Source organism: Aeromicrobium sp. 50.2.37 (assembly GCF_024655735.1).
GTDB lineage: Bacteria > Actinomycetota > Actinomycetes > Propionibacteriales > Nocardioidaceae > Aeromicrobium.
In genome coordinates, this window is record NZ_JANLGG010000030.1 from 1 (window position 1) to 9,502 (window position 9,502).

The window sequence follows — 9,502 nt, forward strand, 5'->3', positions numbered from 1 at the left end:
GGCCCGGCACCCCCGCCGGCACCGTCCGCCGCCCACGGCCCGGCACCCCCGCCGGGGGTCACGAGCAGGCCGTGGCGACGTACACGTCATCGTCGCCCAGGCGCGCCTGCGGGTCGAGCAGCACCGACGCCTCCCGGCCCCGCACGCCCTCCTTGCCGAGCCGTCGACCCGCAGGACGCTCGTACGCGGTGGCCGCGCCGACCATCACCTGCGCCAGGCGCATCCGGCCGGCCACGACCCGCTCGCGCGACCGTGCGAGGTAGTCCTCGCGCTCGGCCTCGGGCAGCGCCTGCACGAACGCCTCCGGGTGCGCCAGGGCGATGAGCCCCGCCACGTGGCCGAAGCCGAGGCTCGTGACCAGACCGGCCTTGAGCGTCGCACCGGCGAGCGGCTCGCGCAGCCAGACCAGGTGCTCGTGCTCGGCGAGCACGTCGTCGACGCAGTCGAGGCTGCGGTTCGGCGGCAGCATCCCGCCCGCCAGCACCTGGGTGAGACCGATCAGCTGGAACGCGGCGGCACCACCCTTCGCGTGGCCGGTGAGCGTCTTCTGCGACACCACGAACAGCGGGTTGCCGGCGCTGCGACCGATCGCCGCCGCGAGCCGCTCGTGCAGCTCGGACTCGTTCGGGTCGTTCGCGTCGGTCGACGTGTCGTGCTTGCTCACGACACCGATGTCGTCGGCGTCGAGGCCCAGCACCGTCAGCGAGCGGGCCAGCTGCGACTCGCGCCCACCGATGGCCGCGGCCAGGGCACCGATCCCGGGCGCCGGGATCGACGTGTGCACGCCGTCCGCGAACGACCCGGCGTAGGCGACCACGCCGTGGACCGGCAGGCCCATGCGGGCCGCGACGTCACCGCGGGCCAGCAGCAACGTGCCACCGCCCTGGGACTCCACGAACCCGCCGCGACGACGGTCGTTGGCCCGGCTCACCCGACGCGGGTCGATGCCCTTGGCGAGCATCGCGCCGGAGTCGGCCGTCGCGGACATGTCCGCGAAGCCGATGATGCCCTCGGTGCTGAGGTCGTCGAAGCCACCGGCCACCACGAACTCGGCCTTGCCGACCTTGATCTTGTCGACACCCTCCTCGACGGAGACCGCCGTGGTGGCGCACGCGGCGACCGGGTGGATCATCGCGCCGTAGCTGCCGACGTACGACTGCACGACGTGCGCGGCGATGACGTTGGGCAGCGCCTCCTGCAGGATGTCGTTGGGGTTGTTCTCCCCCAGCAGCGTGTTGATGTACAGCGCGTGCATGGAGGCCATGCCGCCCATGCCGGTGCCCTGCGTGTTGGCGACGAAGGCCGGGTGCACCCAGCGCATCAGCTCGGCCGGCGTGAAGCCGCTCGAGAGGAACGCGTCGACGGTGCACACGAGGTTCCAGATCGCGACGCGGTCGATGGACTCCAGCATCTCCGCCGGGACGCCCCAGGCGGAGGGGTCGAAGCCGGTCGGGATCTGGCCGCCGATGGTGCGGCTCAGCTCCATGCGGCGCGGCACGCGGATCTCCGTGCCGGCCTTGCGGGTCACGGTCCACTCGCCGTCCGGTGACGACGTGACGCTGGTGCGCTCGGGATCGGCGGCCAACATGGCGCGGGCCTCGGACTCGCTGCCGACCGAGAACGTCAGGTCCTCGTCGAGGTACACCGACGTGAGCAGCGGCGCGGTGTTGTCGACCATCGAGCCGTCGTCGCCGTAGGTGCGGATGCCGCACCGTGCGACCACGGTGTCGTGGTAGCGCTCGTGCACGTCGGCCTCGTCGACCGGCTCGTTCGACTCGACGTCGTACCAGCCCTGGTTGACGTCGTCCCACGTGATCAGGCCGGTGTTCCAGGCCAGCTCGAGCACGCCGGCCGCGGACAGCTCGTCGTGCACCTCCATCTCGAAGCGGGTGCGGGCCGAGCCGTACGGGCCCAGCTCGCCGGTGCCGACGATGACGACCATGTCCTCGGGGCGTGCGGTGACCTCGCCCCACGCCGGGGTGGCGGTGTCGGGCAGCTGCGCAGGCGACGGCGCGAGGGCCGCCACGGTGGGCGTCTCGTCGGCCTCCTCGACCGTCGGGCGCTCCACGCCCTCGGCGAGGGCGCGCAGGTCGAGGTCGGCCTCGCCGAGCCCGCCGGTCAGGTCCAGCTCGACCGGGGCGACGGACGCCTGCTCGCGCAGCGCGGTCGTGCAGCCCTGCGTGAGCAGCGCATCGGCCATCTCGTCGGGGCTCCAGGTGCGGACACCGGCGGACTCGACGGCCTGCACCAGCGGGTCGTTGCCGCCCATGAGGCCCGTGCCGCGGACCCAGCCGATGATGGCGTGGGTCAGCGTGACGCGGTCCGACCAGCTCTTCTCCGCGCCCCACTTGGTGACGACGGCGTCGAGCGCGGCCTTGGCCTCGCCGTACGCGCCGTCGCCGCCGAACATGCCACGGTTGGGCGAGCCCGGCAGCAGCACGTGGAGGCGGGACGCCAGGTCGTGGTCGCGGCCCGTGGTGGCGAGGGCGCCGACGAGGCGCTCCACCGACCAGAGCAGGATGCGGGCCTCGACCTCGGTGCGGCTGCCCGCGTCGGACAGGTCGCCCATCACGCGGCCGGCCGCGAACGGCACGAGCAGCGTGGGCACGAGGGCCGGCTTGGTCACGGTCTTGGTGCTGCCGACCGTGCGGGCCTGCTCGGTGACGATCCACGACGAGAGCGCGTCGACGTCGGCGAACGAGGCCATGTTGGCCGGGACCACCCAGAGGCGGGCACCGGCACGGGCGTGCGTGCGATAGAGGTCGCGGAAGAACCCGACCTTGCGGCTGTCGAGGCTCGACGTGGTGGCGACGACCGTCGCGCCACCGGCGAGCAGCTCGCCGACGACCGAGGCGGCGATGGAGCCACGGCTTGCGCCGGTGACGACGGCGACGTCGTCGCTCCAGGTGCCGGGAGTGGTGTCGAGGGCGTCCTCGACGATCCGCTCCAGGCGGGCCTTCAGTGCGGCGTCGTCGGTGCGCCCGGCCCACCAGCGGGCCTGCGTGGCGACGACCTCGCCGGCTCCGGTGAACATGACGTCGTCGGCATCGAGGGTGCCGAGCGCGACCCGAGCGAGGTCCTCACGGGCGCTGGCCCAGCGGTCGTCGACCAGCACGGCACGGCGCTCGTCGAACGCCGGCGCGACCGCGTCGACCCAGTCGGAGCCGAGCTCGGCCTCGACCCGGTCGAGCACACGCTGCGTGTCGGCATCGGACTCCGTCGACGGGACGTCGGCGGAGAGCCCCAGCTGCGCGAGCAGGTGACGGGCGGTGCTGGCGAGCACGCCGTCGGGTCCGGTGATCTCGCCGGTGATCTCGGCGAGGGCGGCGGCGTCCACGGTGGCGTCGGAGCCACCGGCGGACGGCAGGTCCACGCTCACGCCGTGGCGCGCGGCCACGGCCTGGACGGCGGCGTCGACGGCCGCGTCGACCTCGGCGCCGTTGGACGGCACCGGGATCGTGGCGAGGTCTCCCCCGCGCACGCTGGCACCGTCACGCGTCGAGAGCGCCAGCTCGGCCAGCACGTGGCTCGCCCAGCCCGCACCGAGCTGCCAGACGTCGGTCACGCGGTCGGCGACGGCCGACTGCTTGCGACCCGTCGGACCGAGCACCTTCTTGAGGTGGTCGGCGAAGGTCGCGGAGAGCACCGGGCCGAACGGCTTGTAGCTGCGGGCCAGGCCCTTGACCTGGGCCGAGAGCGTGGGCACGTCGGCGTCGGCGGCGCCGTCGATGGCACCGAGCGAGAGCTCGCCGCCGAGGTCGACCAGCAGCTGGTTGCGGCGAGACGACGCACCGTCACAGAGCGACTCGATGGAGTCCGCGGCACCGATCTGCTCGGGCCGCAGCTTCGTCCACCAGGCGATGAGCGTGCGGGTTCCGTCGGCCGCGTCGAACGTCAGGTCCGCCGGCCTCGGGCCCCCGGAGGAGGCGGGCGCCGTCGTCGGGGCGGGGGTCGCAGCAGCAGGAGCGGCCTCGGCGGCCGGGCCCTCGTCGACGACCTCGTCCTCGACGGGAGCCGGGTCCTCGTCGGTGGCGAACACCGCGGCGGCGTCGCGCTCGACGTTCAAGACCTCCACGCCCGCGCTCGCCCCGGCGGGGGTCCCGGGCCGCGGGCGGGAGTGAGGCAGCGTGGACTGCACGGCTGGGAGCTTGAGCGTCGACGACGCGAGGTTGGCGACGGTGGGCGACTGGCCCACGCCGATCTCGACGAAGCGCTCCACCCCGAGGCCGCCGTTCTGCTCCGAGGCGAACATCAGGTCCTGCGTCTCGATCCAGCGCACCGGGCTGGCGAACTGCCAGGCCAGGAGCTCGACGAGCAGCGTGCGGCACAGCGCCTGCGGACGCGCGGCCCAGGCGTCGAAGTCGGCGAGGACCTCGTCCAGCGGAGAGGTCCCGACCAGGTCGGCGATCTCCTGCACGAAGCCCCGCTCGAGCGAGAACGGCCGGGGCACGAGGTTCGGCACGTAGCGGCCCTCGAGGATCGTCGGGTCGATCTCGGCCGGCAGCAGCTCCTCCAGGCGGGCCCGGAAGTCCGGGACACCGCCGTGGAGCACGCGCGAGTGGAACGGCACGTCGATGCCGGGCACCAGGATGAAGGCGGCCTTGCCACCGAAGCGCGCACGACGCTCGGCGATGTCCTCCTCGAGGACCTCGAGGCCGCGGACGGTGCCGGCGATGGCGTACTGCGAGCCGCGCAGGTTGTAGTTGACGATCTGCAGGAACTGCCCGCTGCGCTCGGCGACGCCGTCGACGTAGGCGGTGACCTCGTCGTCGGCCAGGCCGATCTGCGACGGACGGATGGCGGCCAGGCGGTAGTCGCTGCGACCGTGCTCGTCACGCGGCACCAGCGTGTGCATGACGGAGCCGCGCTGGAACACGACCTCCACGACGGCCTCGAGCGGGATGACGCCCGACACGGCGGCGAGCGCGTTGTACTCACCGACCGAGTGGCCGGCCAGCACGGAGCCCTCGACGAACGCTCCGGACTCGCGCAGCTCGGCCATCTGGGCGGCGCCGAGCACCGCCATGGCCACCTGCGTGAACTGGGTCAGGAACAGCACGCCGTCGGGGTGCTTGTGGGTGGTGCCGTGGGCGACGAGCACGGTCGGGTTGTCGCGCACGACGGTGAGGATCGAGAAGCCGAGCGCGCTGCGGGTGTGCGCGTCGGCACGGTCCCACACGGCGCGGGCGGCCTTGGACCGCTGGTAGCCGGCCATGCCCATGCCCGGGTGCTGGATGCCCTGGCCGGGGAAGGCGTAGGCCGTGCGCGGCGCGGCCACCCGGCCCGTGGCGGCCATGACGAGCTCACCGCCGGCGCGGCAGGTGACCTCGACGACCTCGTCACCGTCGACCAGGGCGGTGCGCTCGGCCTTCACCGAGACGGTCGCGCCGGGGGCCAGAGGGCTGAGCCAGCGGGTGGTCCAGCCGAGCAGCGTGCGTCCGGTGGCGTCGGCCACTACGCGCTGCGCGGCGGCGGACAGCCACATGCCGTGGGCGATCGGCTCGCCGAGACCCGCCAGACGGGCTGCGGCCACGCTCGTGTGGATGGGGTTGTGGTCGCCCGAGACGGAGGCGAAGGCGCGCAGGTCGGTGGGGGTGACCACCGTGCCCTCGGCGCGGGTGCGGCGCGGCGTCGGGTGGACCTCGGCGTCGCCCAGGCGGCCACCGGCACGGACGGGCTCGCCGGCGTCGGCCGAGCCGGGACGGCCCCGGACGCAGAAGCGCTCGACGAGCGTGGCCACGGTGCCGTCAGCGTCCGCGGCGGTGACGTCGACCGTGACGACACGACCGAGGTCGGTCGCCCGCACGGAGCGCACGGCGGCCCGGAGGCTCAGCTCGACACCGTCGACCGGCGTGCGCGTCACGTCGATCGCGTGGTCGAGGTGGACGAGGTCGAGCATGCCCTCGACGACGGGATCGCCGGAGTCGGTCCGACTGGCACCGATCACCGCGAACACGGCCGGCCAGGCGAGGCCCACGAGGGCGTCGGGCACGAACGTCGCGGTCTCGCCGGCGGTGACGCCGGCGTGGTCGGCGGCGAGGTCGTCGCTCCAGGGCGCACTGAGCGTCGCGGCGCCGTCGGAGACCGACGGGAGCGAGCCACCCGCGGCGGCGGTGAGCAGCTCGAGCATCGCGGCGGCCGCGGTGCTCGTGGAGATCACTGGTGCGCCACCGGTGGCGACGCCGTCGGTCACGTCGAACGTCAGCGTCAGCGTGCGTCCGCCGCGGTCGAGCGGGACGACGAGCTCGGCGGTGGCGCCCGAACCGGTCAGGACGGCACCCGTCTCGGGGTGCTCGGCGCGCTCGGGGGCGACGCTCACCCAGCCCGTCGACGACGAGGCCGGGGTCCCGAGCCGGTGCACGGGGTTGCGCACGGCACGGCCGGCCCAGACGGCGTCGGGCGAGGCGAGCACGAGGGACACGGCACCGGTGGCGCCGTCGGCGCGGCGCAGGCCGACGACCTCGAGCGGTGCGGCACCGGAGGCGAGCACCGCGTCGACCGCGGCGTCCTCGAAGCGGCGCAGCAGGTCGGCCACCGGCTCGTCCACGCGGGTGATGCCCGCGACCGAGACGGTGCCGGGGATGACGCAGACCTCGTCGGCGGCGAAGCGCGGGTCGTGGGCCTGCCACAGGGAGTCCGAGCGCCACCAGCGACGCACGTCGGCGTCGATCACGGGCACGAACGGGACGGGCTTGCCCGGACGGCGGCACACCTGCACGAAGAACGGCACGTCGGCGGGGTGGAGCACGACGTCGTCGACGGCCGGGAGGGCCTCGCGCAGCGCGGCGAGCGCGGCCGGGGCGTCCTCGACGTCGGCGGGCGCGGCGAACAGCGTGGCGACGGCGCCGTGGTCGGCGTCCACCAGTCGGGCCTCGGCGCGCTGCAGCATCGCGTGGAAGCGGTCGCGCAGCGTCACGTCGAGCCAGGCTGAACCGCCCTCGTCGTCGTGGCCCGTCAGTGCTGTCTGCCGCCCACGGCCCGGCACCCCCGCCGGGGCGGAATGATCGGTGGTGAGCGCGGCGAAGCGGTCGAGCCACGCGCCGTAGGTCATGGTCGCGACGTCGCCGAAGTACGGCTTGGCGGTGCGGTCGAGGGCCTCGACGATCTCGTCGCGGCGGGCTGCGACGGCGTCGGCGTCGCCGGCGACCTCGTCGAGCAGCCTGCCGGTGCGCGACGCCGTGTTGTCGATCTCGTGGATGTCGGCGCCCAGCTGGCTGCGTCCGGAGGACATGCCGCCGGCGGCGGCACCGGCCCCGACCCACGCGGGCGTCCCGGGCGTGTCGACGAGGAGCTGCTTGACCGCGGGCGAGGTGGTGGCCTCGAGGGTCGCCATCGCCGCGGTGCCGACGAGCACGCCGTCGAGCGGCATGACGGGATGGCCGTGGGCGCGGGCCCACTCACCGGTCAGGTAGGCCGCAGCCACCTCGGGGGTGCCGATGCCGCCGCCGACGCAGACGACCACGTTGTCGTGGGCGCGCAGCTGGGCGTAGGTGGCGACGAGCAGGTCGTCGAGGTCCTCCCACGAGTGGTGTCCGCCGGCCTTGCCACCCTCGATCTGCACGATGATCGAGCGCGGCGCGACCTTCTCGGCGATCGCGAGCACCTGACGGATCTGCGCGACGGTGCCCGGCTTGAACACCACGTACTCGATGCCGACCTCGGCCAGCTCCTCGACGAGCGCGACGGCCTCGTCGAGCTCGGGGATGCCGGCGGTGACGATCACGGAGTCGATGGGCGAGCCCGCGGCGCGCGCCTTCTGCACCAGGCGCTGACCGCCGAGCTGCAGCTTCCACAGGTAGGGGTCGAGGAAGAGGGAGTTGAACTGGAAGGTGCGGCCCTCGTCGAGGAGGTCGTCGAGCTCGGCCATCCGCTCGGTGAAGATCTGCTCCCTCACCTGGCCGCCACCGGCGAGCTCGGCCCAGTAGCCGGCGTTCGCGGCGGCGGCGACGATCGCGGCATCGACGGTCGTGGGCGTCATGCCGGCCAGCAGCACGGGCGAGCGACCGGTCAGACGCGTGAAAGCCGTCTCGACGCGCAGGCTGCCGTCGGGCAGCGTGGCGGCGGTGGGCGCGTAGGACGACCACGGACGGCTGCGACGCGGAGCCGCGCCGGGGACGGTCAGCTCACGGTGGCCGCGGCGCGTGGCGACGGACACCACGCCGGCGCCCCGGACCTTCGCCTCGGCAGCGCTCAGGCGCGCGGCCAGGTCGCCGGGACCGACGTCGAGCAGCCACTCGGCCCCGGCGTCGAGCACGCGCTCGACCTCGGCGACCCAGTCGACCGGGTCGACGACGGCACGCCGCGTGAGCGTGCGAGCCTGCTCGGGGTCGAGACCACAGGCGGCCGCCCAGGTGGCGGCGAGGTCGGCGGCGTCGGAGAGTGCAGGGTGGTGGAAGGCGAGCTGCGCGGCCACGGGCTCGACGACGGGCTTGAACGCCGCGCCGCCGGTGACCTTGCGTGCACGCTCGTCCTTCTCGGCGGCGGCCACCTCGTCCATGAGCGTCTGGGCACGGCGCAGACCCTCCTCAGGACCCGACAGCACCACGGAACGACGCCCGTTCCGCAGGTGCGTGACCACGTCCGCCGAGGCGGGGAGCGTCGAGAGCGCCTCCGCCACGCGCGCGGGGCTCTCCCCCGTGACGCTGAGCATCGTGGCTCCGAGCAGGCCACGGCGACGACCCACGACGTGGGCGGCCGCACCGGCCAGACGGGCGTACGCGTAGAGATCGGCCGGGTCGGCGCCTGCCAACGCCTCCAGCGCGAGGGAACCCTGCGAGTGCCCGGCGGACGCGACCGGCGGGGTCGCGGTGACGTCGAGCCCCTGGCGGCGCAGGGCCGACAGTCCGGCGAGCTGGGTGAGCAGGATGCCGGGGACGGACACCGCCGGGACCTGCTGGTCGTCGGGTGACGGGAGGCTGGGCGCCTCGTCGTCCTCGGCGGACTCGCCGACGGCCAGGGCGTCGACCCACGCCAGCGGCGTGACGGTGGCCCCGGTGCGCAGCAGGTCGCCGGCCACCGGCTCGAGGGTCCGCTCGGCGCGGTCGACGATCGTCTTCAGGTCCGCCTCGAGAGCGAAGTCGCGGACCAGCGTGGCGAGCGCGTCGAGCCAGACCTCTCCCTGCCCCCCGGCGACGACGGCGTAGCGCTGCCCACCCCGCAGACGGTCGACCAGCGCCTCGCGGCGGCCTCCGGTGGTGGCGGTGCTCGTGGTGGTCGGCGTCGTGGGGGTGGTGGTCACGTCGAATTACCTCGCTGCGGCAGGTGGGTGGAAGCACCATCGTCGCAAAACGTGAGAGGAACCTCAAGTTTATTCCGAGGGTTTCCTCATGTTCTGTTGGTCACACGTCCGTGCGCTTCACCCTGGTCGTGCGGCTGCGCTGCCTCCACTCCGACCCTGACTGGTCTCCGAAAGCGCCTCGACCGGACTGGCGCGTCGGGGTCGGCCGAGCCCACGGACCCCCCATCGGTGGATCCTCAACCTCAGATCGCGTCCTGCGGTTGA

The 9,502-nt window shown here is 74.0% G+C and carries 1 protein-coding gene; it reads right to left on the bottom strand.

The genetic code is table 11. The features are described from left to right. Positions 1-58: 58 nt before the first annotated feature. Complete coding sequence (locus NUV38_RS14500; RefSeq protein ID WP_257729804.1) at positions 59-9,238, bottom strand: type I polyketide synthase; 9,180 nt, start codon at positions 9,236-9,238, stop codon at positions 59-61. Between the last annotated feature and the right edge of the window lie 264 nt (positions 9,239-9,502).